Origin of the sequence: Scandinavium goeteborgense (assembly GCF_003935895.2) — a bacterium.
Lineage (GTDB): Bacteria > Pseudomonadota > Gammaproteobacteria > Enterobacterales > Enterobacteriaceae > Scandinavium > Scandinavium goeteborgense.
This window is the reverse complement of record NZ_CP054058.1, coordinates 4,140,840-4,167,619: the sequence shown is the minus strand read 5'-3', so window position 1 is coordinate 4,167,619 and position 26,780 is coordinate 4,140,840. Positions and strand designations below refer to the sequence as shown.

Genomic DNA, 26,780 nt, shown 5'->3' with positions numbered 1-26,780 from the left:
AGTCCTGTTACTAAGCTGTTCAGACCGAATGAGAGCGGATACATATCCGCTCTCTTTTTTTTGAGTTTTCAGAATGCGCAAAGTATTGCTCATTCCCATAAATCAGTACAAATCCTGCTGAGTTTATTCCCGAGAAATCACTTCCAGCGTAGATAATCCTATCCCCAATTGGCGAGGAGTGGTTTTGGCTGTGGCATAAACAAACGTTTCTGTTATTTTTTCAATATCGTGATTGGGTGGAGTAATAATTATCTTGTTATCTCGCAGTGGATTGTTGAAATGTAATGTCACACTAGCGGGTTCAGCCCCCAGTATCAGTGGTTGCATAGTTTCACCGACACGAACAGCGATCGGTTGACCTATGTTCTGCGGACTTGCCTTGGCTGTTATCACCAGATCAAATTTTTGCGGGAGTGGGGAATTATAAGTGATGGTGACATTTTTTTTGCGTACCGCATTAGACCAGGCACCCCATTTCTCGGGATAGGATAACCCTTCCACACTTTTTATTTGGTTTGGATATCCTTGAACATTAAACAATATTATGTCTGACTCATAGCGGATATCTTGCGCTGAACGCTTCAGATTACGAATCGTGTCCTTATACCGCTGGTTATCTGGATTTCGCTTAAGTGAATTAATAGTAACTTTTGAATGCCATAAGGATTTTTCGATAAGTTGAATGTTTGCATCTGAGTCCAACGTTCCTTGAGCGACACAAATCTGATTCGATTTACCCCATTCTAAATTTCCTAGCCGCGCCATATAATAACACTGGTCAACCCAAAGGTATCTGTCATTGGGACGGAACCGAGATAAATTGTAACGCAGAGTGTCCCGATCTATCTCTAAGAAAGGCATATCAAGTTTGTTTTCGTTTTTTATACGTAACAAAACAGGTAAGGGGAATTTCTTACCGGAATAGATGAAATTGCCTTTTTTTATATCGACTACAAAATCATTAATTACTTCACCTATATCCCAAAGATTTATTATTGCCGACTCCCATTTGAGCACTTTTTTATCTAAATTAGGAAAGATTTCAGATAGTGACTGAGTCGAAAATGAGCTGCGTCCCAAGCCTAACTCTTGGCTTCCACCAAGAATATCCAGTATCGTCGCGCCATTATCAAGCGTGCTACGCGGTGTGGCATTAATACCAGAGATAACCTTATCCCCGCGCATCACAAGAAATAAATTCTGGCGGTCATGTTTTAACAGTTCATCACTAATGGTATTTTTCATAGAGAGATGATCAGAGGAAACAACAATAACAGTATCTTTGAACCAGGGTGATTGCCTGACTTTGTTGACAAATTCGGCAATATGCTGCTGGCTACAACTTACAGCGTTGAGAGATGAGTTCCCCTTATCTTGAAAGAGATAACTTTTTCTCTTACAGTTATTTGAGATAAACCCAACGGGAGGGTGTGTGTCGACTGTGAGTGCAAAAATGGCAAATCTTTTGTTGTTTTGTGAGAGTTCAACATACTTCTGCCATGCGAAGTCGAGAATGGTGTCATCGTAGAGTCCCCATTCATGTGTATAATTGGCGTCTTTTATTTTATTCTTTAATTCACGATAGCCATAAGCGTGATCAATACCATGTGTTTTTAAGAATGCATCCTTGCTTGAGAAACGTAGGTCAGCCCCCTGGTAATAATAATTTTCATACCCTGATTTTTTGAGGATATCTCCTAAGCAGGTGATATCTGGAAAAAAACTGCTCAATTTATTAGCGTTATGATTGAAAGGGGTAAATAAAGGGAGGCCACACTGTGAGGCAACAATTCCTCCAATAGTGAAATCGGTTCCTTTTAACTGTTGTGTGCGTGAAAAGTCAATTGCTTGATCCTGAATGTCATTCATTTCCGGTGTAAGATTTGGAAAGATTGAGTTATCAAAAAACGTACGCTCAAGGCTTTCACCATAAATATAGATTACATTGAGTTTTGGCGAAGGAATGATTTTATTAGCATTTTTATAATAAATTTGAAAGTCAGAGTGTTTGCTAATTAGTTGCCCATATAACAGACTACTTAACTGCTGGGTAGCAGTAGTGGAAAATATGGAGGCTGTAGCAATGGTTAGCGATAAGAAAGTATAGGTGAAAGTGGGGGTGGGTATTTTTATCTTATTAATAAATAACGCCACCAATATAATTATAACTAAAAAACTCACAACAAAAATTGTGGTTGGAAATATATACCGATCAATCTCGACACCAGTTAGACTGTCCGTGATGGTGTAGATTGCTTGCCTGTTAATGCCTTCACCGGTGAAATAATCGCATGCAAAATAAAGTGTCTGAAGACTTATGTAAATAATTATTGTTATTACAAAAAATAACAAATACATTTTGTTTTTAGATGATTTTATTACATACAGGGTAATGGACAAAATCATTAGCCCTAGTGATATAAAATTCATAAGCATATATTCTCTTTATGTAAAATAAATCAAACTGCCCATCATAGAAAGTTAACATTGTGAGTCGGCTTTTTAGGTTATATCTTTCCAGGCCCAGTAAGTCTATAAAAAAGAATCATTTTGGCTGTCTGAAAATGATTTTTATTAGGAGAGATTTCCGCTGCTTTGCCGCTAAATACGTTCTTTCTTCTTCCAGTTTCTATTGAATCGCGGAGAATGTTTTTCAATGTCCAATATCATAAAGAAATTGGTACTGTTAGACGGATCATAAATCAAAGTCATTCATGTGAATGATCTTTTGACCCAATCGATCGTTTTTTTGTATTTTTAAAATCCTATTTTTTTTGTACCACTTGCGTGCAAGTCATAACGTTGTATTGTGAATTTAGCTGTGAAGAACATTTTTAATGTAGTGACATTCTTACCATTCGGATAATTAATTAATTATCTTTGACTTATAAGGTTGAATTATGAGGAGAGGTAGATTAGTTGATTAATGAAAGATGGGGTTCCACTGCAGAGTATCCTTTACAGTTTAGTGTCAAAATTTGATAAATTTTAAACCTAAGGATTAAGGTATGAGAAACACAATTGCTTCATTAAAGGGCAAGGCAAACAAGTATAAAGAGTTGAAAAAACAACGTGGTGTGACCTTACTGGAAATCATCATTGTTCTGGGTATTATCGGTATTATTGCTGCTGGTGTAGTCGTTCTGGCTCAACGTGCATTCTTTACCCAAGATATCACTGATCTGACTGATTCAACTAACACCATCCGTACCAGTGCGGTAGATGCTTTCCATAATGAAGCAAATTATCCTAGTGGTGGCGATTTGTATAGTATTACTGATGAAGCTGGGCTTCAGGATTCTAGTGAGACCGGTATATTAGCGACTATGTATAAGCTGGGTAAAATTTCTTGGTCGGAAGTGAGAAACCCAATCTCTGGGGATATTTTCCAGGTCGAGGGTGTTAAGGCCTCCGATGAGGATGCTGATGGTACCACTAAAGGTTTCGTGGTCATTGTGAACGGTATGGATCAGGAACAGTGCCGCTCGACTCTGGTTCAGGTAGCCAATGACTGGGAATATGTTGAATTAGTTCAGGCTCCAGCAGGTGCAAACTATAGTGGTGCATCGGATGTAGTACTTGATACTGCTGCAGCAGCAGGTGTAAAAGAATCAGGTATTATCAGAAGTCTCGGTGCGAATGGTGGCGTTAGTATTAGCACCTCTTCTGCAGCAAATATGTGCGGTGACACCAGCACTAATATGCTGATTTTAGGCAGCCGTTAATAGGGTATTAAATTAGCTAAATTAGCTTAATTTCTTAAAACCTTGCCCCCCGAAGCTTAACAAAGTTAGGGGGTATTTGATTGTCTATGAGAACGAATATGTTAACGATAAAAGGCAATAAAGGATTTACCCTGCTTGAGATGATTGTTGTGATGGGTATCATGGGGGCAATTCTTGCGACTTTTACCGTATATAAAAGAAAGCAAATGGAAGAGTTAGGGCGTGAGCATTTAGCCAGCATGATAGTTCGTGATATTTATGGGTTATTAGAATTTGTTAATGAAGATGACATTCGTCTTGAGGATGATACTTTTATCCCTAACCCACTCTATGATGCAGAGAACAAATCTCTCAGTGACACGGACACTCGAGCAAAAGCTTATGTATCCCGCACCTCTAATGATATCGATGACGATCTTTCTCTGGATAATGACAATAGTTATTTACAATGGGATAACGATCAATCTCGTGGGTATTACACCAGTAAAAGTTGTGGAAAGTCATCCTCCGTAAAAGTTGCAAAAGAAGACTTTTTTGAAGATTATTTGAACTGTGAACAACAGAAAAATAAAGATGATTATCCTCTAATGCTTGAGCGCGTCGATCTGGTCGGCGATTCAGGAGCACTTTTAATTCGACGAGTCGACTTTTTCGTTCGTTTTGACTCGGGTTCCTTAGCTAGTAAGGACCTCGATAAGTTCAATGTGGGCAATTATTCAAGCGCTTTTTCCAAAGCATTTTCCCATTACGGTTTATCGTACAGTCGCGCTGATGTTGTCTATCGAAATTCAGGCGCTGCATCCGCAGCCAGGAATACAAATGGCTACGGCAACGGATGGGCACTCTTAAAAAATAGTGAAGGGAAAGTTCTTTCTTACGACAATTTTACTAAAAACATGGAGTCTTTCAGAGATAAACAGCAGCTTGGTATTCGGTTCAGCTTCGACGCAGGGGTGGGTAAATATCTGAAATCTGATGGTTCCGTGGGCGCTGACGCACTCTGCTGGAATTCAACGACAAGCACGATGACTCACTGCCTTAAGGTTGATGACGATAGCAAAGGGCGAAATGATGAAGATGGCGTTATGCATTTAACCGCTAAAACGATAGATCCCGCAGATAAAGACGGCCTGGTGACCGGGACGTTAATGGCAAATGTGGTCTTCGAAGGCGAGGTATTTAACTCCCAAACGGGTAAGTTTGAGCAAGCATTAATGACCAACCCTGTTATCACCTATGAGTCTTTTGGCAACACAAAGGCTAGCAACAGTGTAGTGATCGACGATCCTGAAAGCTATTCAGCAGATGTGGCTGATGAACCGGGGAGCATTCAATTGCCTGCGCAGCCTTGCCCAACGCTACCTCCCGATCGTGATAATCCTAATCTGTTAACTAAGAAAAAACTAATGCCAAGAATGGTCGCCTCTATTTCTTCTATTGCTGCAGATACCGGGAAAGATGAGAGCAGTGATGGATCGACGTCCAATACTGGTGATTTTGCGGATTTTATTAACAGCGGCGAAAACAGAACGGCAGCGAATGGGTTATTGGACCATCTCAGCGGCGTGGCAATACAAGTCAACCTCGAGAAACCGAGCAAGATTGCCGATGATTATAAAGGTGCCTACTGGATCATCAGCGCGACCACGGGCGTCTATGACAATGCTAGTGGTAAAGGGAAAAGTGTGATTAACCCCAGCTCACTCTCTGTCGTTCTGACTTCGTGGTGCAGTTCAATTCCACAACCTGACTGGGAGGATGGTGGGAATGGAGCTAGGCCACCGAAGATAAGTCCTTAATCGAGGTATTTGGAGAGATATTTTAGTTAAATTTTAGGATGAAATTAAATGAAAGTTAAAATAATGCCGCTAGTGTGGGCTATAACCCTGGTAATGATTCCGACTGCGCAGGCGTTGGTCAATGCCGAGCCACAATTGAAAAGTGAGTCAAATTCGGTCCTGGTTGCCGAACCCGAGCTCACAACTGTAGCGACAGCCACTACTCCGTCAGCTGATGCGGTAACATTAGGCAATAAACCCTCTACGTCTTATCTCACTCAGCCCCCACCGGTTGCTACTCCGGATCAAAGGGCCAGTTCATCTGTACCGGTTACAATGGCTAAGCCTGAGCCTAAACCCATCACGACAACCATTGTGCCGGCTCCGGTAATAGCTGCAGTAAAGCCTGTGAGTCAGACTTCAACTTTATCCCTCTCTAAGCCGACTCCCCAAAAAGTCGTCATTGCTGCGGTGCCGGTTCCAGTGGCCATTAAGCCCTCTTCTATTACAACGCCTGTTACCTATGCACCCGCCAGTGGTAAAAACACGCAGAATCCATTCACGAATACTTCACCCAATTATTCCGCCCCTACTCCTACCTCTATCACGTTGGTGCTAAATAGCGGGAATTTGCTTAGCCAGGATATCAAGACATGGGCAGAAAGGTCAGGATTTAAACTGCTATGGCGAAGCAAGAGTGATTATCTTATTTACAGCCCAATCGTTTTAACTGGCAAAGACAATGATGAAGTGTTAACTGCGTTAGGTAGACTTTTTGCTTCTGAGAATTATGGTCTGATCATAAAAAACTATCAGAAGAATCACGTTTTACTCATTGATGATATGTAACGGATAATTTTCAGGGATAGGTTTTATGAAAATAAAAATTGTTGTCAGTCTATTGTTTTTATTGCTACAGGGGTGTGCTCAGGAATTTGATAAGGAGTATGGTCGCTCGCAAGTTAAAGATTCTTTGCCTGGTGCTAAAAGTGTGGATCAGATGAAAGCACAGCCCTATGTTAAATTTGATGAGGCCTATTTGGGTAAAAAGGTTGATTATAGCGCTAAACGACAGAGTCTGTTGGCCAAAAATGTGACAATCAACTCTTATGAGCCTGCTGATATTAATACCGTGCTTGATGTTGTCCTCGCCCAAACTGGTGTTAGTCATCGGGTTAATAATAAGGTTCCCGGAGGGAAAAACGATGAAACGATAAGCTTGGGTAATCATAGTGTCAGTTTCAATGGTTCATTTGATGAGTTCATGCGTTATATCTCCGCATTATATGATGTCAATACCGTTTTGGATGAGAATGATATTCTTACTGTCAGCGCTTATGGCGTTTACGCCATTAAACTTGATTATTATGGTGAGGACAGCAAATATGAGGCCAAGCTTGAACTCTCTAATGACGGAGTAGAGGGCGGCGGGATGACTGGAAAATCTGAAACTAAATTTGAGTCATCTTTTTGGAATGATGTGGAAGATATGGCGAAGAAATATGTATCCAGCGGACTATATAGCATATTTAAAGATGCTTCAACAATTACTATGACCGGAAGGCCTTCTGAATATAACGCATTAAATAATGTTCTTAAAAGATATCAAGGCGATAACAATCGCCAGTTTGTTGTGTCATATAAGATATTTACCCTAGATAAAAATAAAATGCAAGAATATGGCGCTGGCCTGAATATGAACTATACGGATGGGGGCAGCAGCATTGTTATTGATAGCCAGGAATTGATGGATATGCTGGGAGGCGGTGCTAGCGTAGCGTTAGGAACCGATCGCGCATTTAGCGTGGATGCCAAGCTCAACGCCCTGTACAAGCTTACCGGGAGTAAGGTGTTACAGAGTGGCTCATTCGTTACACGCAATAATACGCCCATTCCTTTGAATATGACTAACTCACAGTACTACGTATCTGGGCGAACCCGCACAGTCAACAATGATACAGGTGAAGAAGATATTGAAGTTGAAACTTCTGAAATTGTTACTGGTACCAGTTTCATTATTACACCAAGAGTAATGACTGATGGGCGGGTAGAAGTCACCAGTGGTTTTACCAAAAGCCAACTTAACTCAATTGATACTTTTGATACTGTTCAGTTGCCCAATGTAACTACGACAGAAATGTTTAACTCTGCTGCGATTGATGCCGGGAGTTTATTGATGGTGGCGAGATATGAAGCAGAAATCTCAACCGAAGGTTCTCAGTATCAGGTTTTAGGGTATGGCGATAATAAATCCAATGGCGAAATCACTGTCGTCATGGTCGTTGGTATCGACTATTACCGTGCACCGTTGAATCGTTAGTGGATGGGGTAAACTAATGCTCAATACGCTTTCGAAGAAAAATATCCTGACAGAACTTATTTGGGATTCACCGACCCTTAATGATCGAGATTTGGGATATAGCAAATGGATGGACACTGTTCGTCGTAGTCATCGCATGTATGTCTACATTGCCAATGATGATGCAACCCAAGGGGATCAACAAAATCTCGTTGGCTATTCAGGGAATACCGCGCCTGGCTGTGAACCTTTTGCAGTACATCTCCGTAATTTATTAGGAGATGGTATCTATTATGTCAGGTTGGCAGAGAACCAGAATTATTTCTTAATTATTTGTAATGGGGTGATTGTTAGTGGAACGGATTGTATCGTCAGTGAAGCATTTTTTAATGAAATGCTTAACCTGCTGCCTGACTCACGATTTTCTACCCTTAACATCAGTGAAGTGACTGCTGCGCAATTCGAACGGATCATAGAATCCTGCGAGGCGAAACAGCTCATTTATAAAAGGAAGCAGCGCCTGTTTTGGGTCGGCGTAGGGGTGGGGGTGCTGGTTTTACTGATCGCCTCAGCTATTTTTCTGTATAGCATAATAGCAGGCTAATTTATGATTAAGGGCTTACAGCTTCGGAAAAATACAAAACCCATGTCAAGGAAAAAGATAGTGGGTATTGTTATCGTTATTATATTGTTAATTATGACTGTCGGTTCAGGAGGATGGTATTATTTTGTTCATAAGCCTGCATTAGCTGTTGCCGAAATGAAACGTCAGCAAGATGAACAGTTATCGCGAGATATCAAAGAAGTTGATGCTTTTTATTTGGCATCTTTGTCGGGAGGTAGCATCCCGAAACTGATCTCATTATTGACTGAGATAGTTGCGAGCTATGAGTTATTGAATAAGTTTAGTTACACAAATGAAACATTTATTTGTGACTCACGTACCTGCTCCTTTAATTATCAGCTTGGCAAGAATCGCACGTTTTCTGTAATGCAAAAAACATTTTGGGGAGAGAGTTACACTTCTAATTTTTCACCGAAAGGGTTTGATTTTACCAATATTGAATCGGGGCTGAATAATAATGATGTGCTTGTGCAGTATAAGAAAAAAAACAATAACGGATTGAAATATTCATGCGGAGATATTCTGGGTTATATTTACTCATGGAATACAATAATGGCGAGCGAATGGGAAATAAAAATAGATTCGCCACCATCCTCCAAAGTGATTGAAAAGGAGAAAGCACTTGCATTAAAAGGTAGAGCGACGTTGTTTAAATTTAACTTCATAAAGTGGTCAATGAAGTTTCCTAAATTAGATCCCAAGGATAATAGTAAATTACTCTATCTGGCAAGTCTCTTTGGGCGTCAGGCATATAGTGATGCTTTTATTGTCCAAAAAATTGATAGTGTGAAAGCAAAAAAAATATCGGGAGTCATTGTATGCAAAACTGGAATTTGAGAGCAGCTATTATGTTATTGATGTCTTTAATATCTTCAGCAGGCTTTGCTGAAGGCAGTAAGGTCAGTGGCGAGCCGGAAGTTGTACCTGCGCCGATTCAGGACCACATTTCAAAAATCGTTGAGGATGATTTTTCCTATAACCAGACGCAGCGTCGCCTGTCGCAAGAAGTTGAACTGGCGAAGTTGCGTCTTGAAATGGCAAAGCTTAAAAGCGAGGCAGCAGAGCTAGTCTCATCACCCCTGATGACGCCGTATTCTGCACCTGCTACAGAGGATAAGGATAAAAAAAGTCCCACCGAAGTGAAATATAGTGGTGAGCCTAAAATTCTGATGCTTTCACAACTTGCCGGCATTACCCGTGCTGCAATCTCAGTTGGCGATAAAACAATCTTTGTTCGCCCAGGTGAAGTATTTCCGGCAAACGGGAAGGAGTATACCGTTCAACAAGGAAGTGGCATCAAAAATGCCATTGTGAAGGAAGTGCTGCGGTGATATTCGATTTTGTCAGATTAACGGAAGAAGCCATCCATAATGGCGAGTGGATTTTTTCAGAAATAGAGGAGCGGATACTCATCGGCCGACTGGGTGAGCAGGATTTTCTCGTTTCAAAACGTTCGTTGATCGATGAATTACATATTCTTCAGTATGAACTTCGCAAGCTAAACGATGTTTATCGACATAATGTGGTGGGGATTGCGGGTGTTAATGAGGCTGTTTATTTTAAGGTTTTTGAACTTGTCTCTTTGCAGAAGCAACGGCGGGTTGCTCTGGATATTAGCGAAACGCAAAAAGAGCTGGAGTCGATTTTACTGGATGCAGTGAAAATGGGGGCAAGCGACCTGCATATCACGCGAAATGATATCATTGCTCAATTTGAAGTTCGGGTGAATGGACTCCTGATGCCGATGATGCAAATGCCTTCCAGCAAATGTGATGAGCTGGTGTTCGTGTTATATAACGTGCAGGCAACGATGCGGGATACCACCTGGAACCGGACCATACCCCAAAGTGCAAACATTCTCTATACCTTAAATAAACGCAGTTTTCGTTTTCGCTACGCTCATTTCCCTGTTTTTGGCGAAACAGCGGATTGTTACCACGCAGTATTGCGTATCATCCCAGCAGGGATGGCGAAAGGTTCTATTGCCAATCTGGATAAGCTGGGGGTTTCTTCAGAAGAATTAGACGATCTGAAGAAAATCCTCAGTAACCCTTATGGTGCTTATATTATTGCTGGCACCACCGGTTCAGGAAAATCAACTACCCTGAAAAATTTGATGGAGTGGTTGCAGATTAATCGCTACGGGGACCGTGGATGTTTTTTAACCGTTGAAGACCCGGTTGAATATCAAATCTACGGCGCTAAACAGAGTTCGGTTTTAAGCACCGATGGCGGTGGTTTCCACTCAGCAATCAAATCCGCGTTGCGCCGCGATCCGGATGTTCTGATGGTTGGGGAAATTCGCGATAACATATCCGCGAATGCTCTGGCAGGGGCCGTTGAAAGTGGTCACTACTGCTTTACCACCGTGCACGCCGGGAACATTGTATCACTGCTTCAGCGTCTATCTGCGATGGGGATTACCAAAGACAAATTATCCACGCCAGGTTTTGTCGCAGGGCTTCAGTGCCAGAAGCTGGTGCCTGTTATCTGCACGCATTGCCGAAAGCCCATCGAGATGAGCTTCGGTGGAAAGTCCGTAAATCTGTATGAACAAAATGATTCTGGTTGTGACCACTGTAAACGTACCGGGATAAGCGGTAGGCAACTGGTTATGGAATATATGCGCCCTACCTACGATGAAATGGAAGCAATCTCACGAGAAGCGTGGCTACAGGTTTATACATTTTGGCGAAAAAAACGTATCACCGCCCCTGGAATTAGTGAAGGATTTGAGATTAAAGAAAAAGTATTTGCTGAAGTGTTCCGTGGACGCGTTTGTGCCACGTGGTTTTCTATGGAATTTGGCGATATAGAACAGGAAGATATGGAGGTGATCCTTGGGAAAATTCAGTAAAAAACAACGACTTTACTTATACAAATTCTGTGCCGATATGATCGCAACCGAGTTGCCACTTTATGATTCATTGCTTAAATTGCAGCATGAAGGTAAAAGTTTATTAGGGAATGGTTTCGCCGCTAAAGTGGGGCTCCTTACGAAAAATATGGAAGCCGGACTGGCCGGAGCTTCCATTGCTATTATCTTCGAGGGTTTAGTTCCACAAAGTGAGCTCAGCGTGATTAATGCCGCTGAACAAAGTGGGAGTTTGGCCGATGGTTTTATGACGCTTGTAAATGTTATAACTTATAACAGCGAGCTGAAAAGTAAAATCCTGTCCTCAGTCACCTTCCCTATTATAATGTTTATTATTTCTCTGGTTGTAATTTCAGGCTATGCGTTAAAAGTCTTCCCCGCTTTTGAAAGTGTGGTTCCAGTGAATAAATGGCCAAAAGTAACACAGGTCTTGTATAGCTTTGGGCAAGCGCTGGCGGCTGGTTTATGGATGTATATATTAGCATGGGTTGTTGTTGCCGTGATAATTATAAAGTTACTGCTGACTAATCTTTGCGGCCCTTTAAGAAATAAAGTTGTCGATCGCATTCTTCCCTTCTCGACATATAAGCAAATCGCGGCATCAATTTTCCTTAACAACTTGGCGTTGATGTTAAAAAACAACATCCCGCTTAATGACGGCTTGGCAATTATATTACTAAACTCGAATAAATGGTTAAGATATCATATTAATCGTATGCGTGAAAATATGGCGACCGGAATGGGCTATGGGGAAGCACTTAATACAGGGTTGTTTGGCGCGGAAACATTGCTGAATATCAGTCTCTATGCCGGACTCCCTTCTTTTAATGAAGTGCTTAACTCAGTTTCAAATAAGTCGAGGGAAAATGTGAGGTCATATATTCTTAAGTTATCCGGTGTATTGAAATCATTGTCGACTTTAGTTCTCGGTGGGAGCGTTATCTGGGTTTTTGCCGCGTTGTTTTCGCTTTCAGATACGCTTGGGAAAATGGGATCGAGTGGATCGTTTTGAAAAGGAAACAGGATGAATATGTTACGCTCGAACAGATTTCTCTGTTTGCTACTTCTAAGTTCGTTTCCGTTCAATATGCTTTATGCCAGTAGCCCGAAAGGAGGCGTATTTAACTTCGCTGAAATCGATACTAGCGGAGGTAGCACGGACCCGCTAGATATGCCATTGGCTTTACCCATTGCGAATTTTTTTAGCTATTCGCGTGATGGGAATAAATATTCCTATACTGCAAAAAACTCTCTGCCGATAGCGATAAATATTATGTATATCGAGTCGTCTTTAGGCCATATACCTGTACCTGACTCTCAATATCCGCCGATCACAGAGGATAATTTCTACTTTTCAGAGCATTTTATCCATTACGACGCTGACGAAAGGAACAGTTGGGTGAGTGGCGGTAGAGAAGGAGACTGGAGTTTACCCATCATCAACGCGAAACCCCATAATCCTGGAGATGCTATCCCGGTTATTACTGCATGTTATGATTCGTATGAAACGGCTAAGGAATCACGTTACAAGTGCCGACCCGCTTCGACAGCGTCTACACAGGAACTATCTGGATATAATAATTTGATCAATTATTCTGCCAGTAAAAATAAACCGTTGTGGGTTGGGTCAATCGTTTTCCCTGCAGCATCTGATAGGCCGGAGGGTGATGCCAAAGGCAGCGATCGACGTGTTGCTGCATGGACGATTAAAAGTGACAATGGTGAACATTTCACTCCCTATCTGGATGCATATGATGATGTTATGGAGCCGGAATTTGTCTCTGTAGGAAAAGACACATTAAATAATCGAACAACCGAGTCAGCGTATCTTAGCCCTGCTATAAATGTTAAGGTATATGTTCCAGAAGGGCAGAAAGGTTTTGCGCTGGCGCAATTTTCAAACATGCTGGGTTATCCGGCGCCGACCCAAGATAATGCATGTATCTGTGATACAAAAGGCACGCAATTATTTTATAATCGGCTTGAGTGTTATATTTCCAAGCCTTCTGCAAATGCCTTTTCTGATTTTATTGTTATCGAAAATAATATTACGCTAAAACCGTAAACGTTCAAAAGAGATAATTCGTTTCATAAAATATTCAAAGGACTGAATTTATGTATGCATTTTATTTGTGGTTTTACCCGGTAATGGCCGCGATATTGGGTTTATTTATCGGTAGTTTTCTTAACGTGCTGATCTATCGTCTGCCACTCATGCTATACGCACAAAATAATGCTGATGCCGATGGCATCAGCCTGTGGTGGCCACCTTCGCACTGTCCAGAGTGTGAAACCCCAGTGTGGCGTCGCGATAATATTCCTGTCTTAAGTTGGCTTTGGCTTAAAGGGAAGTGCCGTCACTGCCATTGCGCTATTTCTGCGCGCTATCTTATCTCGGAGTTGGTGTGTGGCCTCGTTTTCACCCTACTGACAATCCTGGCGTGGCCGCAATATACCGAAATCCAGATCGCGAGTTTTTTCGTCTTTTTTTGCTTGCTTTATAGCTTGGCAGCGATTGACTTCCAGCACCTGTTGCTGCCGGATACCCTGGTCTTTTTACTGTTGTGGAGCGGCCTGGCTTGCTCGGTTGCGGGAATAATTGATATCAGACCGCGATCGGCCATTTATGGCGTTATTGTGGCGTGGTTGTTGATTTATAGTGTGATGGCGGCGTATGCGAAAATTCGCGAACGAGAAGGATTAGGTAACGGCGATGTCAAACTTATCGCGGCTATTTCCGCATGGCTAGGGGTTGAAAAACTTCCGGCATTAATCATTCTCTCATCTGTCTTTGGTATTATTCTCTATCTTTTTTTCATGTGCTCAAATACGCGTCGTTCAATCGATGAGGATAATTCAGACTCGCCGAAATCTTACATCCCCTTTGGCCCCGCGATTTCACTTTCCGCGATGGTGATATTTTATATGGGATTGTACTGAACCATGCGACGTCTAATCTTCGGAGCCTGCTTACTGTCACCGCTCGCAGGATTGGCAAGTGATCAGGCGGGCTTTACGCTGGCGCTGGTTAGTATTGGCAAACTGTCAGAGCTGCCTTCCCAGTATATTTTCACCCCTCCACTGTTGATGACGAACAAAAAAGAGGCGCCTCAACTAACTCGGGCAGCCGGGGCTACTTATCCTCGTTTTCTTGCCCCATTAGCTATCCCGCTGCGCGTCACTTCGTCCTTTAGTTTCCGTTATCATCCTGTAACGCATCGCTTTGCTCAGCACGAGGGAACGGATTATGCCGCCCCTCGTTTGACGCCAGTATTGGCGAGTGAAGAGGGAATCGTGGTGGAGGCGGACACCCATTCTTTCGCGGGTAATTATGTGGTTCTACAGCATCCTGGTGGCTGGCGTAGTCGCTATCTGCATCTGGATAAAATTATTGTTGCTGTGGGGCAGAAGGTGGCTAGAGGCAAATTGATTGCGCTGTCGGGAAATACCGGCCGTAGCACCGGCCCGCATTTGCATTTTGAGCTTTCCTGGCGGGGGCATTTGGTCAACGGGGAAAAATACCTCTCATCGTCCGCCCATTATGCCAACCAACCCTCGGTGCAAACCATCGCTCGCGATCCCAAACCCGCCGCGCCTAAAGTAACTATGATCGCGGAAATAGCGGGCAAGAAAAAAGTTATCATTAAGTATCAAGGTAAAACGGTACTTGCCAATCCGAATCAGATCGTGTTCGGCAACTATAAAGTGGTCATGCGAAGCGGACGTTATAAGTTACAGAATATGACACCCACGGGTTAATGTTTTCGTTCAATGGATAACTCTGGTATAAGATTTGTCAGGACTAAAAGGTCAACTTTATGATCACGAGGAACAACATGCGTATCAACGTTTCAACAGGAATGGTTGCCGTTGCCTTACTGCTGGCTGGCTGCAGTTCCAGCAATAATTTGACCGCAGGCGGGCAAAATGTTCGCTTTGTTGAAGATAAGCCGGGCGCTGAATGCCATCTGGTTGGCACCGCAACGGGCAAGCAGAGCAACTGGCTCTCTGGCCAGCATGGTGAAGAGGGTGGCTCAATGCGTGGCGCGGCGAATGCGCTGCGTAATCAGGCGGCAGACTTGGGCGGCAACGTTATTTATGGCGTGAGCAGTCCAACCCAGGGCATGCTTTCCAGCTTTGTTCCAACAGACAGCGAAATGATCGGCCAGGTTTATAAGTGCCCTAACTGATTGTTTCTCGCCTTAAAGACGCCCTCTCTTCGAGGGCGTTCTATTATGTGGATTTCCCTGATTTCTGCCATAACGCATGTAACGCACGCAAACAGTGCTCGCGGGGAACATGCTCCGTGCCTGACGCCAAAGTAAAGACCGAAATCTGACACTTTCTCCCTTCCAGCTTTTTCAGCCGTGGACTAAACGCCAATAGCCGCTGCGCAATGGCCTGCGTCTCTTTCATCTCGCTGCGATGCCGGGTTTTCATCACCGTGCCGTACGCCTGCTGCTCACCGTGTTCATCGGTGGCGTGATACACCAGCGCCAGCGTTTCGCTAAACAGCGCGAGTTTCCATGCCGGGTGCTGATAAGCGTCATATTCCAGCTCTCCGATGTTTTTTATGGTGGCATCGTACAGCGGTAAAAAATCTAACAGCGATGACAGGCGCAACGACAGCGGCTGCATGCCCGCGTTATTGATGGCATGGGAAATAGCGCTGACGAACAACGCGATTTGTGCGTCGTCAATCAACAGCGATAACGTGTTTCCGCCCTGAAGTGTCATCGTGAGCGACAGTTCGTTTTTGCGTTTGTTGTTCGGCTCAATTTGAGTGACGTGCTGATGGACCCCTGCCTCCAGTAATTCACTTTGGGTTAGCGAAGGAATATTTTTGTGCATCGCCGCCGTAGCGATTTCCTGCCGTTTTTTGAATGCCTCTTTGTCTTTGGCACTGCGCAGGCTTTGCAGGTGCAGCCGGTATTCGAAACAGATAAAAATATCGCGCAGTGGTAGCGCGGGGATGAGCAGCAGCTGCTGTTCGTGTTGCTGGTTAATTTTCAGCGCCAGCGCCGTGAATTGTTCGCCGTGGCGAATGACGCCGGTATTAATGCCGGTGAGGATTGAGCTCATCTTGTTCTCCCTGTTTTTGCGGGGCTAAAATAGCACTCGCCGGGAGGTGGGAAGAGTCGGTTTCCGGACTTGCTACCTGCGCGAAAGGCTCCGCGCAGGCGAAAGTGACGCAAAAGAGGATTAGCTTTGGCGGAGCTGTAAATCGAGCGGTGTTTTACTTGGCTCACCGCCAATTTCACGGGCCAGTTTAGGCACCATGTAGCCTGAAACCAGCGTCAGCAGTTCACGCATGATGGCGCGGGCTTCGTCATCGCTCACCAGGAAATGTGCCGCACCCTGCACTTTATCCAGCACGTGCAGGTAATAGGGCATGATTCCCGCGTCAAACAGGGCATTACTGAGGTTCGCCAGCGTTTGTGCGTTATCGTTCACGTCACGCAGCAACACGCTCTGGTTGAGCAGCGTCACACCGGCTAATTTCAGTTTGCGCATCGCCTGACGGAATTCGTCATCAATTTCCTGGGCGTGGTTGATGTGATTCACCAGCAGAATTTGCAGCGATGAATGGGCGAAGCGTTCCGCCAGGCCATCGGTGATACGTGCCGGAATGACGATCGGCAAACGACTGTGAATGCGCAGGCGCTTAAGGTGCGGAATGGCTTCGAGCGCATCCAGCAGCCAGGTGAGCTCGTGATCTTTCGCCATTAGCGGGTCGCCGCCGGAAAAGATGATTTCGTCGAGCTCAGGATGGGCGGCGATGTAATCCAGCGCCACCTGCCAGTTCCGCTTGTTGCCCTGGTTGTCGGCATACGGGAAGTGACGGCGGAAGCAGTAGCGGCAGTTCACGGCACAGCCGCCTTTCACCAGCAGCAGCGCGCGATTGCGGTACTTATGCAGCAATCCCGGCACAACGCTGTGCTGTTCTTCCAGCGGGTCGGTAGTGAAACCAGGCGCCGCGGCGAACTCTTGCTGTGAGGTCAGAACCTGAAGCAGCAGCGGGTCGTTGGGGTTGCCTTTTTCCATGCGCGCGACAAACGCCCGCGGGACACGCAGCGGGAATAAACGTTTTGCCTCACGGCCTGCGAGCAAATTTTCATCAGCGTCTACATTTAAGAGACGTAACAGTTCGTCAGGATCGGTGATTACATCGGCAAGTTGCGATAACCAATCTTCTCTGGACGGGGTGTTTAGGGTTACAATATGCGCCATTTTGTGGCTTAGCTACCAGTTAACAAATTTAGAGGGCCTTATGGCGACTTATTCTAGCAACGATTTCCGTGCCGGTCTTAAAATCATGATGGATGGAGAACCGTATTCGGTTGAATCCAGCGAATTCGTAAAACCAGGCAAAGGCCAGGCGTTCGCACGCGTTAAGCTGCGTCGTCTGCTGACCGGTACTCGCGTAGAGAAAACCTTCAAATCGACCGACTCTGCAGAAGGTGCAGACGTTATCGATATGAACCTGACTTACCTGTACAACGACGGTGAGTTCTACCACTTCATGAACAACGAAACCTTCGAGCAGCTGGCTGCCGACGAGAAAGCGGTTGGCGAAAACGCCAAATGGCTGCTGGACCAGGCGGAGTGCATCGTGACTCTGTGGAACGGTCGTCCAATCGCCGTGACTCCACCGAACTTCGTTGAACTGGAAATCGTTGAAACTGATCCAGGCCTGAAAGGTGATACCGCAGGTACTGGCGGCAAACCAGCCACCCTGACGACTGGCGCTGTAGTTAAAGTTCCACTGTTCGTGCAGATTGGCGAAGTGATCAAAATTGACACCCGCTCTGGCGAATACGTTTCTCGCGTGAAGTAATTCATGCTATAAAAAAGTCGGCACCGCTTTCGTCGTGCCGACTTTTTCTTAGAGCGCAGGGATGATGAACCGTTTACTCAAACTCTTCTTTATACTTCTGTTCACCGGTACGCTGCTATCGGGCTGTAATACCTTCCGCGGCTTCGGCCAGGACGTCCAGCATCTGGGCAACTCCATTTCTCACGCTGCCAGCTAATCCCTTCACATCGTCTTAAAATTTCGCTGTTTTCATCCATGATGGGCGATCTTGTCTATGCTTATGTTGCTACATACTGAATATTAACTGGCAATTTAAGGATGACATTATGATTAAGAAAACCATTGCTGCGTTTTTTACTCTCCTGGTGCTCTCTTCTGTGCTTTCGGGCTGTAATACGACGAAAGGGATGGGGGAGGATATTTCTGATGGCGGTAGTGCTATTTCAGGTGCAGCAACCAAAGCCCAAAACTAACGATGTTCGGTACGGCTTTCTGGCCGTACCGTTATTCCACACATTCGGCTGAAGGGATGAACGGCGAAAATCGATTTTCGACTTTCAGTTTCATGCGAATGTTGCGCTTGTAGGTGTAGACCGTTTTCCCGGTAATCTGCATTTCGCTGGCAATCGCCTGATTGCTGGCACCGTCCATCCATAACGACAGCACTTTCTCTTCCTGACGCGTTAAGAGCGGCGTGACGATGCGTGCCGGATTAATGGCCGGACCGTTGCGCAGCACGGTCAAAATACGTTGTCCGAGCGTTTCCAGCGGCGCTTTTTTAGCGAGCGCTTCCCCCACGTTTTTAAACACGAAGGGCTCGTTTTGCAGCCGAATCAGACGCGTGCGCTGTTCACAAACGGCCAGCAGGGCGGGCAGAAAATGTGACTGTTGAAGATCATGTTGAAAGCAGGTGAAATCAGCGATAACCAGATGCGGCTGCCAGCTTTCCACATGCGCTTTTGCCAGCAATAAACTGTTCAGATGGGTAATCAGAAACGACGATTTACCGCCATTGACCGCCTGCAGCCAGCTTTCCAGCCCCAGGCGGCTGAAACAACAGCGATCAATAATCAGGATTTTATACATACAGGCCAGATAAGCGCTTCATAGTTTGCGGATACAAAGGGATCAGAAGGCCATCATAATGAAAGTATCTGCCAGATAAAAAGGCGATCTCCGCATTGAAATGCGTCTATTTCACTTAATCATCGCGGAAAATTAACTTAAGCCAAATTACTTGCATCCCCGAAAACAGCGGTTAAAATAAACACTCTCAAAGACCTTACGGGACGACCTGTAAGCGTATCGTTAATACCGGGGACGGCCCCAATCTGGAGTCAAAAATGTCCTGGTTAATTCTTGTTGTTGCCGGTTTGCTGGAAGTTGTCTGGGCTGTCGGCCTGAAATATACCCACGGTTTTACGCGCCTTGTGCCAAGCGTCATCACGGTTACGGCGATGATCGCCAGTATCGCCTTGCTGTCATGGGCAATGAAAACCCTGCCGGTCGGCACGGCCTATGCTATCTGGACCGGTATCGGTGCAGTGGGTGCGGCGATAACCGGTATCCTGCTGCTGGGTGAATCCGCCAGCGCCGCCCGTATATTCAGCCTGGGGTTGATCGTCTGCGGTATTATCGGCCTGAAACTCAGCGCGCATTAATACGTCTGATTCACCCAAATCAATTTCTGAACGGGGAAACCCTGCCGGGTCGCGATATCCAGCATTTGCTGCTTCATTTCATTGGAAATGGTTGGCGTGCGGGAAAGTATCCATAAATAATCGCGATCCGGTCCGCAGACCAGCGCATGCTTATACTCTTTATCCAGCGCAATAATGTTATAGCCGCCATAGAACGGGCCGAAGAATGATACCTTCAGCGCGGCCCTGTTCGGTGAGCCGGTGAAATACGCCACGCCATCGGTTTTTTGCCACATTCCCCTGGCGGGGTTGTAGCCTTTATTCAACACGTTAATTCCGTTATCGCTGCGCAGGCTGTAGGTCGCCGTGACTTTCTCCAGTCCACTTTCAAAATTGTGGTCCAGACGGGCAATTTCATACCAGGTGCCGAGATATCGGTTGGCATCAAAAGGGGTGACGACGGTCACGCCGGGAGGGGGAACAGGATTACTACAGGCCACAACCAAAAACGCAGCAGCAACAGTCGCAATGATGGGCAGCAGACGCATGGCAATATCCTTGCATGTTTTTTTGTAAGTGTAGAACCGGGCGGGAAAAAAGTATGAGGCGGGGAAAGAAAAATGCCCGACATGTGCCGGGCATCTCAGCTTTAAATGAAAATCACACCGACAAGAGTAATGACGGTCAAAATGGCCGCCAGTCCGTAGAACACCCATTTGCCATTCGGCACATGAATTTTCAGATCATGCATGGCGTGATGAATGCGGTGCAGACCACACCACAGCGGCAGAACAATCATCAGGAACAGGAACGCGCGGCCAATAAAGCTCTGGGCAAAGGCCAGCACGCGTTCGTAGCTGAAGGCGTCATGCGGTGCCAGACCGAGCGGCAGCAGAACACCGACCAGCAGCACCATCACCGGTGCAATGATTGCGCCCCACATGCCGCCTGCGCCAAACAGGCCCCAGAAGACGGGCTCGTCCGAACGTTTTGGATTTGGATTAATCATCTTGGTCTCCTTACCAGAACAATGCGACAAACAGGATCACTACGGTGACCACAATCGTCACCCCCCACAGCGCTTTAATGACCGGCTCTGGCCCTAACTTCTCGCCTTTGATAATCACGTTGGCGGCTTTGGGCGCTAGTTCAAACCAGGTTTTGGTATGCAGCAACGCGGCGGCCAGGGTTATCAGATTCAGCACCACCACAATCGGGTTTTGCAGGAACCCGACGTAGCCCGCCCAGGATTCCGCGCCGTGCTTCAGCGCGAACAACCCGTAAATCAACACAATGCTGAACCATACCGTTGGAACCGCGGTCCCTTCACGAATCATATAAAAGCGATAAAAAGGCAGTTTTTTCCACCACGTGGAGGTCATCGGCTGCACGTAGGGTTTGCGTTTTGTCGTCATGATGCACTCCTTAGCGTGGTTTCAGGGTGGCGATAAGAAAGTCTTTCGAGCTTTCCACTTTGCCCTGCTGAATGGCGGCAGCCGGGTCGACGTGCTTCGGACACACTTCCGAGCAGTAGCCAACAAAGGTGCAGCTCCAGACGCCATTTTTGCCGTTCAGTTGCGCCATGCGCTCCTTTTTCCCGTGGTCGCGGCTGTCTTCGTTATAACGATGTGCCAGGGTAATGGCCGCCGGGCCGATAAACTCTTTATTGAGACCAAACTGCGGGCAGGCGGCGTAGCACAGACCGCAGTTGATACAGCCGGAGAACTGGTGGTATTTCGCCATCTGCGCCGGGGTTTGGATGTTGGGCCCTTGGTCCGGCGTGCGTGGATTGCCGATGATATACGGCTTAATCGCTTCCAGACTTTCGATAAAGTGGGTCATATCGACCACCAGATCGCGTTCAATCGGGAAATTCGCCAGTGCTTCGACCTTCAGCCCTTTTTCGTATTCACGCAGGAAGGTTTTACAGGCGAGTTTCGGCACCTTGTTCACCATCATGCCGCAGGAACCGCAAATCGCCATGCGGCAAGACCAGCGATAGCTGAGGTCTGGCGCAAGGTTATCTTTGATATAGCCCAGCGCGTCCAGCAGGGACGTTTGCTCGTCGTAAGGCACTTCATAGAAAGCGCTGTGCGGGGCCGTGTCTGATTCCGGGTTGTAGCGCACGATCTCGATTTTCAAATTCTTCATCTCAGCCATTTGCCGTCTCCTTCTTATCGGCAGCTTCCGCTTCTCCGCCGTAAACGCGTTTCGCCGGTGGCAGAGTGGTTATCTTCACATCGCTGTATTCGAGGCGCGTAGTGCCATCTGCATCGCGGAAAGCAAGGGTATGCTTGAGGAAGTTAACGTCATCACGCTCGGTGCAGCCTTCGTCCAGACGCTGATGCGCCCCACGGGACTCTTTACGCGCGAGGGCGGAATGCGCCATACATTCGGCAACGTTCAGGCCGTGGCCTAGCTCGATGGTGTACAGCAAATCGGTGTTGAACACGCTCGAGGTGTCGGTGATACGTACGCGTTTGAAGCGTTCCTGCAGCTCAGCCAGCTTATCGATGGTTTTCTGCATCAGCTCTGGCGTACGGTAGATACCGCAACCTTCTTCCATCGACAGACCCATTTCGTCGCGGATCTTCGACCAGTTTTCGTTACCTTCCTGGTTAACCAGCGCTTTGAGGCGTTTTTCAACATCGACTGCCTGCGCATCCAGCGCCGCGCTGTTGGCTTCACCTGCGGTCGAGGCGCGTTCCATCGCGCGCTCACCCGCCATACGGCCGAATACCACCAATTCTGCTAATGAGTTGGAACCCAGGCGGTTTGCGCCGTGCAGCCCGACGGAAGAACATTCACCCACGGCGAACAGGCCCTTGATGCGGCTTTCACATTGCTGATCGGTTTCAATGCCGCCCATGGTGTAATGCGCGGTTGGACGCACCGGAATCGGCTCTTTCACCGGGTCAACGCCGACATAGGCTTTGGCCAGCTCGCAGATGAACGGCAGGCGTTCCAGCAATTTTTTCTCGCCGAGATGGCGCAGGTCGAGGTAAACCACGTCCCCACGCGGCGTGGCGATGGTGTTGCCTTTGCGCCATTCATGCCAGAAGGCCTGGGACACTTTGTCGCGTGGACCCAGTTCCATGTATTTGTTTTTCGGCTCGCCGAGCGGGGTTTCTGGCCCCATGCCGTAATCCTGCAAATAGCGGTAACCGTCTTTGTTGACCAGAATGCCGCCTTCGCCGCGACAGCCTTCCGTCATCAGAATGCCGGAACCGGGCAGGCCGGTGGGGTGATACTGGACGAATTCCATGTCGCGCAGAGGCACGCCGTGGCTCAGCGCCATGCCCATGCCGTCACCGGTGACGATCCCGCCGTTGGTGTTGTAACGATAAACACGACCCGCACCGCCCGTCGCCATGACGACTGCATTGGCACGAATCTGGATCAGCTCGCCTTCCATCATGTTCATCGCCACGAGGCCGCGCGCTTGACCGTCATCGACCAGAATATCCAGCACGAAGTGTTCGTCAAAACGTTGAATTTGAGGGAATTGCAGGGAAGTCTGGAAGAGGGTGTGCAGCATATGGAAGCCGGTTTTATCCGCGGCAAACCACGTACGCTCTATTTTCATTCCGCCGAAGCGACGCACGTTCACGGATCCATCCTCACGGCGGCTCCATGGGCAACCCCACTGCTCAAGCTGGGTCATCTCGGTCGGGCAGTGGTGAACAAAGTAGTCCACGACATCCTGCTCACAGAGCCAATCGCCACCGGAAACGGTATCGTTAAAATGGTACTCAAAGCTGTCATGATCCTGCGCGACCGCCGCGGAACCGCCTTCAGCGGCAACGGTATGGCTACGCATAGGATAGACTTTTGAAATCAGTGCGATTTTTGCGTTTGGATTGGCTTGCGCTGCGGCAATTGCAGCCCGTAATCCCGCCCCGCCAGCGCCTATAACGGCCAGATCGGCATGAAAGGTTTGCACGACATTCCTCCAGAATTGTTGTTATTTCGCAACACACCTAACCAAAGGATGTTCACTCAGTCGGCACGGCAATTGCGAACGTGGTTCCACTGCTCCTTTATGGGTAGCTCAGTATATCCGTATGGTTGAGAGGGAAATTTGACGCGTTCGATTTTTTTGCTGTTCTGTTGGGCTGTTTATCATCGAAATTGATGAATTGCGTCACGGAATCGCCTTTACGCCGTAAACGGACGTTTTCACCGGGCAAAATTTGTCTCGTGCAGCGCTTACGAGTAGACTTCGGGCCTTTGTTTGTCTTCGGAGAGTTTTACCATGAGCGAAACGGCCACCTGGCAGCCGAGCGCCTCCATCCCCAATCTGTTGAAACGCGCGGCCATTCTGGCGGAAATCCGCCGATTCTTTACCGACCGCGGCGTGCTGGAGGTGGAAACGCCGTGCATGAGTCAGGCGACGGTGACGGATATTCATCTGGTCCCGTTCGAGACGCGTTTCGTCGGCCCCGGCCATTCTCAGGGTATTAATCTCTACATGATGACCAGCCCGGAATATCACATGAAGCGCCTGCTGGCGGCAGGATGTGGCCCGGTGTTCCAGTTGTGCCGAAGCTTTCGCAATGAAGAGATGGGGCGTCATCACAACCCAGAATTCACCATGCTGGAATGGTACCGTCCGCATTACGACATGTACCGCCTGATCAACGAAGTCGACGATTTGCTGCAGCAGGTCCTGGAATGCCAGCCCGCTGAAAGCCTTTCCTACCAGCAGGCTTTCCAGCGTCATCTGGAAATTGATCCGCTGTCGGCAGATAAAGCCCAGCTGCGTGAAGTGGCGGCGAAACTCGATCTCAGCAACATTGCCGACACCGAAGAAGACCGCGACACTCTGTTGCAGCTGCTGTTCGCTATGGGCGTTGAGCCGCATATCGGTAAAGACCGTCCAACTTTCGTTTATCACTTCCCGGCAAGCCAGGCTTCGCTGGCACAGATCAGCACCGAAGATCACCGCGTGGCGGAACGCTTCGAGGTGTATTACAAAGGTATTGAGCTGGCGAATGGTTTCCACGAACTGACTGACGCGCGTGAACAGCAGCAACGTTTCGAGCAGGATAACCGTAAACGCGCCGCTCGTGGCCTGCCGCAGCAGCCGATTGACGCTAATCTGCTGGACGCGCTCAATGCAGGACTGCCGGACAGCTCCGGCGTCGCACTGGGTGTCGATCGCCTGGTGATGCTGGCGTTGGGCGCCGAAAGCATTGGCGACGTGATTGCCTTTACGGTAGATCGCGCTTGATGTGATTGATCCTCGCCGTCGGATCCCTCCGGCGGCGAAAGCCTAAAATTCCCCACACGCTTATCTCGAGTTTACATCTGTAACAACCTTGTTACTTAGATGATAATTTCACCCCCGCTCTAAAAGTCACAATTTTTATCTGGTTTGTCGTTATTATCCCCACATCATGTCCGATTTTGTCACTTTACCGTGCCGCCATTTCTGTTCGGCTCGACGGGCATCGCTTTGAAAGTATTCTCGATTTTCGCCAGGATTCAGGAGGGTTAATGACCCAAAGTATAAAAAGGATGAGTCTGACAGGCCTCATTCTCATGATTTTCACGTCGGTGTTTGGCTTCGCCAACAGTCCGTCGGCGTTTTATTTGATGGGCTACAGCGCCACGCCGTTTTACCTGCTTTCGGCTCTGTTCTTTTTCATTCCTTTCGCGCTAATGATGGCGGAAATGGGATCCGCATTTCGTAAAGAAGAGGGCGGGATCTACTCCTGGATGAACAATAGCGTCGGTCCACGCTATGCGTTTATCGGCACCTTCATGTGGTTTTCCTCCTATGTGGTGTGGATGGTCAGCACCGCGGCGAAAATCTGGGTACCGTTGTCGACTTTTCTGTTCGGGGCCGATAAAACCCAGACCTGGTCCTTCATTGGCCTGAGTTCAACGCAAATGGTCGGGATCCTGGCGGTGCTGTGGATGGTGGCGGTGACGTTCGTGGCGGCAAAAGGCATCAACAAAATTGCCAAAATCACCGCCGTGGGCGGGATTGCGGTGATGTGCCTGAACCTGGTCTTGCTGGTGGTGAGTATCGCCATCTTCGCGCTAAACGGCGGACATTTTGCTGAGCCGGTCGCGTTCACCGCCTCGCCAAACCCGGGTTATCAGACCGGGTTGTCGATGCTCTCTTTTGTGGTATTTGCCATTTTTGCCTACGGCGGGATTGAAGCCGTCGGCGGCCTGGTCGATAAAACCGAGAACCCGGAGAAGAGCTTCGCCAAAGGCATCATCATCGCGGCCATCGTGATTTCCATCGGCTATTCGCTGGCGATCTTCCTGTGGGGCGTAAGCACCAACTGGCAGGCGGTGCTGAGCAACAGTTCTACTAACCTCGGCAACATTACCTATGTGCTGATGACCAGTCTCGGGGCAAACTTTGGCCATGCGCTGAATTTGTCGCAGGAAGGGGCTATCACGATGGGCGTATGGTTTGCCCGCATCACCGGCTTGTCGATGTTCCTGGCCTACACCGGCGCCTTTTTCACGCTGATTTACTCTCCGCTGAAGGCGATTATCCAGGGGACGCCGAAGGCGCTGTGGCCAGCCAAAATGACTCGCCTGAATGCCGTCGGTATGCCCGGGAATGCCATGTGGATGCAGTGTCTGCTGGTATGCTTGTTCATTCTGCTGGTGTCGTTCGGCGGGGATACCGCGTCGGCGTTTTATAACAAACTGACGCTGATGGCGAACGTCTCGATGACGCTGCCGTACCTGTTCCTGTCCATCGCTTTCCCGTTCTTCAAAGCGAAAGCCGGCCTGGATCGCCCGTTCGTTATCTTTAAATCGCGCCTGTCGACTCTGCTGGCTACCACCGTCGTGGTGCTGATTGTGGCCTTCGCCAATATCTTTACGGTGATTCAGCCGGTGATTGAAGCAGGGGATTACAGCAGTGCGCTGTGGATGATTGGTGGGCCGATATTCTTCTCACTGCTGGCGTCCGCCATTTATGAGAACTACCGCCGTCGCATGACGACGCTTGTCGTAGAGCCGGCATAACGGCAAGCCCGGCAGCCAACCT

Annotated in this window: 28 protein-coding genes; 19 read left to right on the top strand and 9 right to left on the bottom strand. The window is 47.3% G+C overall.

Going from position 1 to position 26,780, the window contains the following annotated elements; genetic code table 11:
• Positions 1-123: 123 nt before the first annotated feature.
• Complete coding sequence (gene opgB / locus A8O29_RS20685) at positions 124-2,436, bottom strand: phosphatidylglycerol--membrane-oligosaccharide glycerophosphotransferase (RefSeq protein WP_125351826.1); 2,313 nt, start codon at positions 2,434-2,436, stop codon at positions 124-126.
• A 572-nt stretch (positions 2,437-3,008) separates the two neighbouring features.
• Here opgB and A8O29_RS20680 point away from each other — a divergent pair.
• The 13 genes from A8O29_RS20680 (at position 3,009) to A8O29_RS20620 (ending at position 15,492) form a co-directional block, all read left to right on the top strand.
• Positions 3,009-3,725, top strand: coding sequence for a type IV pilus major pilin (locus tag A8O29_RS20680; RefSeq protein WP_125351825.1), 717 nt, complete (start codon positions 3,009-3,011; stop codon positions 3,723-3,725).
• A 98-nt stretch (positions 3,726-3,823) separates the two neighbouring features.
• Positions 3,824-5,524: a pilus assembly FimT family protein gene (locus tag A8O29_RS20675; RefSeq protein ID WP_125351824.1), complete on the top strand. Its 1,701-nt coding sequence runs from the start codon at positions 3,824-3,826 to the stop codon at positions 5,522-5,524.
• Positions 5,525-5,572: 48 nt separating this feature from the next.
• The gene (locus A8O29_RS20670) at positions 5,573-6,352 is read left to right on the top strand and encodes a TcpQ domain-containing protein (RefSeq protein ID WP_246316632.1); all 780 of its coding nucleotides are present in this window, start codon (positions 5,573-5,575) and stop codon (positions 6,350-6,352) included.
• A 25-nt stretch (positions 6,353-6,377) separates the two neighbouring features.
• Positions 6,378-7,823 (top strand): type II and III secretion system protein, encoded by a 1,446-nt coding sequence (locus A8O29_RS20665; protein WP_125351823.1) that lies wholly within the window; start codon positions 6,378-6,380, stop codon positions 7,821-7,823.
• A 16-nt stretch (positions 7,824-7,839) separates the two neighbouring features.
• Positions 7,840-8,406 carry a pilus assembly protein gene (locus A8O29_RS20660; RefSeq protein WP_125351822.1) on the top strand — a complete coding sequence of 189 codons (567 nt, stop codon included), beginning with the start codon at positions 7,840-7,842 and terminating at the stop codon, positions 8,404-8,406.
• Between the two features lie 60 nt (positions 8,407-8,466).
• Positions 8,467-9,264, top strand: a complete 798-nt coding sequence (locus A8O29_RS20655; RefSeq protein ID WP_125351821.1) for a hypothetical protein — start codon at positions 8,467-8,469, stop codon at positions 9,262-9,264.
• Positions 9,246-9,758, top strand: coding sequence for a hypothetical protein (locus A8O29_RS20650; protein ID WP_159465717.1), 513 nt, complete (start codon positions 9,246-9,248; stop codon positions 9,756-9,758). The genes A8O29_RS20655 and A8O29_RS20650 overlap by 19 nt, the downstream gene beginning before the upstream one ends.
• Positions 9,755-11,284 (top strand): ATPase, T2SS/T4P/T4SS family, encoded by a 1,530-nt coding sequence (locus A8O29_RS20645; RefSeq protein ID WP_125351820.1) that lies wholly within the window; start codon positions 9,755-9,757, stop codon positions 11,282-11,284. The genes A8O29_RS20650 and A8O29_RS20645 overlap by 4 nt, the downstream gene beginning before the upstream one ends.
• Complete coding sequence (locus A8O29_RS20640) at positions 11,268-12,314, top strand: type II secretion system F family protein (protein WP_125351819.1); 1,047 nt, start codon at positions 11,268-11,270, stop codon at positions 12,312-12,314. Before A8O29_RS20645 ends, A8O29_RS20640 begins: the two co-directional genes overlap by 17 nt.
• Before the next feature lie 12 nt (positions 12,315-12,326).
• Positions 12,327-13,367 carry a hypothetical protein gene (locus tag A8O29_RS20635; RefSeq protein ID WP_246316631.1) on the top strand — a complete coding sequence of 347 codons (1,041 nt, stop codon included), beginning with the start codon at positions 12,327-12,329 and terminating at the stop codon, positions 13,365-13,367.
• Positions 13,368-13,417: 50 nt separating this feature from the next.
• Positions 13,418-14,242, top strand: a complete 825-nt coding sequence (locus tag A8O29_RS20630) for a prepilin peptidase (protein WP_125351818.1) — start codon at positions 13,418-13,420, stop codon at positions 14,240-14,242.
• A gap of 3 nt (positions 14,243-14,245) precedes the next feature.
• Positions 14,246-15,061: a M23 family metallopeptidase gene (locus tag A8O29_RS20625; RefSeq protein ID WP_125351817.1), complete on the top strand. Its 816-nt coding sequence runs from the start codon at positions 14,246-14,248 to the stop codon at positions 15,059-15,061.
• A gap of 59 nt (positions 15,062-15,120) precedes the next feature.
• Positions 15,121-15,492, top strand: coding sequence for a DUF4156 domain-containing protein (locus A8O29_RS20620; protein ID WP_420853953.1), 372 nt, complete (start codon positions 15,121-15,123; stop codon positions 15,490-15,492).
• Positions 15,493-15,535: 43 nt separating this feature from the next.
• Here the strand turns inward: A8O29_RS20620 and yjeJ are convergent, their stop codons facing one another.
• Entirely contained in the window at positions 15,536-16,384 is an 849-nt protein-coding gene (gene yjeJ / locus A8O29_RS20615) for a YjeJ family protein (protein WP_125351815.1), read from the bottom strand.
• Between the two features lie 120 nt (positions 16,385-16,504).
• Positions 16,505-17,533 (bottom strand): EF-P beta-lysylation protein EpmB, encoded by a 1,029-nt coding sequence (gene epmB / locus A8O29_RS20610; protein ID WP_125351814.1) that lies wholly within the window; start codon positions 17,531-17,533, stop codon positions 16,505-16,507.
• A 40-nt stretch (positions 17,534-17,573) separates the two neighbouring features.
• Between epmB and efp the strand changes: the two genes are divergently transcribed.
• The 3 genes from efp (at position 17,574) to ecnB (ending at position 18,592) form a co-directional block, all read left to right on the top strand.
• Entirely contained in the window at positions 17,574-18,140 is a 567-nt protein-coding gene (gene efp, locus A8O29_RS20605; protein WP_125351813.1) for an elongation factor P, read from the top strand.
• A gap of 64 nt (positions 18,141-18,204) precedes the next feature.
• On the top strand, positions 18,205-18,336 hold the full coding sequence (locus A8O29_RS20600; RefSeq protein WP_373422901.1) for an entericidin A/B family lipoprotein: 132 nt from the start codon (positions 18,205-18,207) through the stop codon (positions 18,334-18,336).
• A gap of 109 nt (positions 18,337-18,445) precedes the next feature.
• Positions 18,446-18,592, top strand: a complete 147-nt coding sequence (ecnB, locus tag A8O29_RS20595; protein WP_110510952.1) for a lipoprotein toxin entericidin B — start codon at positions 18,446-18,448, stop codon at positions 18,590-18,592.
• Positions 18,593-18,623: 31 nt separating this feature from the next.
• Here ecnB and A8O29_RS20590 read toward each other — a convergent pair whose 3' ends face one another.
• Entirely contained in the window at positions 18,624-19,205 is a 582-nt protein-coding gene (locus A8O29_RS20590; RefSeq protein ID WP_125351812.1) for a LuxR C-terminal-related transcriptional regulator, read from the bottom strand.
• A 257-nt stretch (positions 19,206-19,462) separates the two neighbouring features.
• On the opposite strand from A8O29_RS20590, the gene sugE reads away from it, so the two are divergent.
• Positions 19,463-19,780: a quaternary ammonium compound efflux SMR transporter SugE gene (gene sugE, locus A8O29_RS20585; RefSeq protein WP_125351811.1), complete on the top strand. Its 318-nt coding sequence runs from the start codon at positions 19,463-19,465 to the stop codon at positions 19,778-19,780.
• On the opposite strand, the gene blc is transcribed toward sugE, so the two are convergent.
• From blc to frdA, 5 genes are all read right to left on the bottom strand, one after another.
• Positions 19,777-20,307 (bottom strand): outer membrane lipoprotein Blc, encoded by a 531-nt coding sequence (gene blc / locus A8O29_RS20580; protein ID WP_133461408.1) that lies wholly within the window; start codon positions 20,305-20,307, stop codon positions 19,777-19,779. The two genes, sugE and blc, sit on opposite strands and share 4 nt — an antisense overlap.
• A gap of 101 nt (positions 20,308-20,408) precedes the next feature.
• Entirely contained in the window at positions 20,409-20,768 is a 360-nt protein-coding gene (gene frdD / locus A8O29_RS20575) for a fumarate reductase subunit FrdD (protein WP_097163757.1), read from the bottom strand.
• 10 nt (positions 20,769-20,778) lie between these two features.
• Positions 20,779-21,174 carry a fumarate reductase subunit FrdC gene (frdC, locus tag A8O29_RS20570; RefSeq protein ID WP_133461407.1) on the bottom strand — a complete coding sequence of 132 codons (396 nt, stop codon included), beginning with the start codon at positions 21,172-21,174 and terminating at the stop codon, positions 20,779-20,781.
• A gap of 10 nt (positions 21,175-21,184) precedes the next feature.
• On the bottom strand, positions 21,185-21,919 hold the full coding sequence (locus A8O29_RS20565; RefSeq protein WP_125351810.1) for a succinate dehydrogenase/fumarate reductase iron-sulfur subunit: 735 nt from the start codon (positions 21,917-21,919) through the stop codon (positions 21,185-21,187).
• Entirely contained in the window at positions 21,912-23,702 is a 1,791-nt protein-coding gene (frdA, locus tag A8O29_RS20560) for a fumarate reductase (quinol) flavoprotein subunit (protein WP_110510946.1), read from the bottom strand. The genes A8O29_RS20565 and frdA overlap by 8 nt, the downstream gene beginning before the upstream one ends.
• Positions 23,703-24,014: 312 nt before the next feature.
• Between frdA and epmA the strand changes: the two genes are divergently transcribed.
• Positions 24,015-24,992, top strand: coding sequence for an elongation factor P--(R)-beta-lysine ligase (gene epmA, locus A8O29_RS20555; RefSeq protein WP_125351809.1), 978 nt, complete (start codon positions 24,015-24,017; stop codon positions 24,990-24,992).
• Between the two features lie 266 nt (positions 24,993-25,258).
• Positions 25,259-26,758 carry a glutamate/gamma-aminobutyrate family transporter YjeM gene (gene yjeM / locus A8O29_RS20550; RefSeq protein WP_125351808.1) on the top strand — a complete coding sequence of 500 codons (1,500 nt, stop codon included), beginning with the start codon at positions 25,259-25,261 and terminating at the stop codon, positions 26,756-26,758.
• The last annotated feature ends 22 nt before the right edge of the window (positions 26,759-26,780 follow it).

Excerpts from the sequence above, each read along its gene's own strand:
- A8O29_RS20565 (WP_125351810.1), bottom strand. The coding sequence starts at position 21,919 with ATGGCTGAGATGAAGAATTTGAAAATCGAGATCGTGCGCTACAACCCG.
- A8O29_RS20665 (WP_125351823.1), top strand. The coding sequence starts at position 6,378 with ATGAAAATAAAAATTGTTGTCAGTCTATTGTTTTTATTGCTACAGGGG.
- A8O29_RS20660 (WP_125351822.1), top strand. The coding sequence starts at position 7,840 with ATGCTCAATACGCTTTCGAAGAAAAATATCCTGACAGAACTTATTTGG.
- A8O29_RS20670 (WP_246316632.1), top strand. The coding sequence starts at position 5,573 with ATGAAAGTTAAAATAATGCCGCTAGTGTGGGCTATAACCCTGGTAATG.
- A8O29_RS20635 (WP_246316631.1), top strand. The coding sequence starts at position 12,327 with ATGAATATGTTACGCTCGAACAGATTTCTCTGTTTGCTACTTCTAAGT.
- yjeJ (WP_125351815.1), bottom strand. The coding sequence starts at position 16,384 with ATGAGCTCAATCCTCACCGGCATTAATACCGGCGTCATTCGCCACGGC.
- A8O29_RS20680 (WP_125351825.1), top strand. The coding sequence starts at position 3,009 with ATGAGAAACACAATTGCTTCATTAAAGGGCAAGGCAAACAAGTATAAA.
- A8O29_RS20650 (WP_159465717.1), top strand. The coding sequence starts at position 9,246 with ATGCAAAACTGGAATTTGAGAGCAGCTATTATGTTATTGATGTCTTTA.
- efp (WP_125351813.1), top strand. The coding sequence starts at position 17,574 with ATGGCGACTTATTCTAGCAACGATTTCCGTGCCGGTCTTAAAATCATG.
- A8O29_RS20590 (WP_125351812.1), bottom strand. The coding sequence starts at position 19,205 with ATGTATAAAATCCTGATTATTGATCGCTGTTGTTTCAGCCGCCTGGGG.
- epmA (WP_125351809.1), top strand. The coding sequence starts at position 24,015 with ATGAGCGAAACGGCCACCTGGCAGCCGAGCGCCTCCATCCCCAATCTG.
- yjeM (WP_125351808.1), top strand. The coding sequence starts at position 25,259 with ATGACCCAAAGTATAAAAAGGATGAGTCTGACAGGCCTCATTCTCATG.
- blc (WP_133461408.1), bottom strand. The coding sequence starts at position 20,307 with ATGCGTCTGCTGCCCATCATTGCGACTGTTGCTGCTGCGTTTTTGGTT.
- frdD (WP_097163757.1), bottom strand. The coding sequence starts at position 20,768 with ATGATTAATCCAAATCCAAAACGTTCGGACGAGCCCGTCTTCTGGGGC.
- frdC (WP_133461407.1), bottom strand. The coding sequence starts at position 21,174 with ATGACGACAAAACGCAAACCCTACGTGCAGCCGATGACCTCCACGTGG.
- opgB (WP_125351826.1), bottom strand. The coding sequence starts at position 2,436 with ATGCTTATGAATTTTATATCACTAGGGCTAATGATTTTGTCCATTACC.
- ecnB (WP_110510952.1), top strand. The coding sequence starts at position 18,446 with ATGATTAAGAAAACCATTGCTGCGTTTTTTACTCTCCTGGTGCTCTCT.
- A8O29_RS20675 (WP_125351824.1), top strand. The coding sequence starts at position 3,824 with ATGTTAACGATAAAAGGCAATAAAGGATTTACCCTGCTTGAGATGATT.
- A8O29_RS20620 (WP_420853953.1), top strand. The coding sequence starts at position 15,121 with ATGATCACGAGGAACAACATGCGTATCAACGTTTCAACAGGAATGGTT.
- sugE (WP_125351811.1), top strand. The coding sequence starts at position 19,463 with ATGTCCTGGTTAATTCTTGTTGTTGCCGGTTTGCTGGAAGTTGTCTGG.
- A8O29_RS20630 (WP_125351818.1), top strand. The coding sequence starts at position 13,418 with ATGTATGCATTTTATTTGTGGTTTTACCCGGTAATGGCCGCGATATTG.
- A8O29_RS20600 (WP_373422901.1), top strand. The coding sequence starts at position 18,205 with ATGAACCGTTTACTCAAACTCTTCTTTATACTTCTGTTCACCGGTACG.
- A8O29_RS20625 (WP_125351817.1), top strand. The coding sequence starts at position 14,246 with ATGCGACGTCTAATCTTCGGAGCCTGCTTACTGTCACCGCTCGCAGGA.
- epmB (WP_125351814.1), bottom strand. The coding sequence starts at position 17,533 with ATGGCGCATATTGTAACCCTAAACACCCCGTCCAGAGAAGATTGGTTA.